The 303-nt window shown below is 65.3% G+C and carries 1 protein-coding gene; it reads left to right on the top strand.

What is annotated here, in order from left to right; genetic code table 11:
• Positions 1 to 283, top strand: a 283-nt coding sequence (locus tag NE591_RS14175; protein ID WP_256156971.1) for a methyltransferase domain-containing protein, incomplete at its 5' end; no start/stop codon positions are given.
• Positions 284 to 303: the final 20 nt, after the last annotated feature.

Here is a 303-nt window from a genome sequence, read left to right as displayed (position 1 = left end):
GTCGCAGTCGTTCTACCAGGTGAACGCCACGCAGACCGAGGTGCTTTACGACGAGGCCATCCGCTTGGCGAATCTTACGGGCGTCGAGACGGTTATCGACGCCTATTGTGGCACAGGCACCATTGGGCTGGTGGCCGCGAGCCGTGGGGCGGCCCGCGTTATCGGCGTCGATTCCGTGGAGGCGGCCATCCGCGACGCCGCCAACAACGCCCGCCACAACGGTGTGGAAAACGCCGAGTTCGTGGCGCAGGACGCTCCTCCGATGCTGCAAGCTCCTTCATGAAAGCGGTGGCGTCCTGCGCC

Origin of the sequence: Adlercreutzia sp. DFI.6.23, from assembly GCF_024462535.1 — a bacterium.
GTDB lineage: Bacteria > Actinomycetota > Coriobacteriia > Coriobacteriales > Eggerthellaceae > Adlercreutzia > Adlercreutzia rubneri.
Note: the sequence above shows the minus strand (reverse complement) of the source record. Positions and strands in the feature narration are given on the sequence as shown.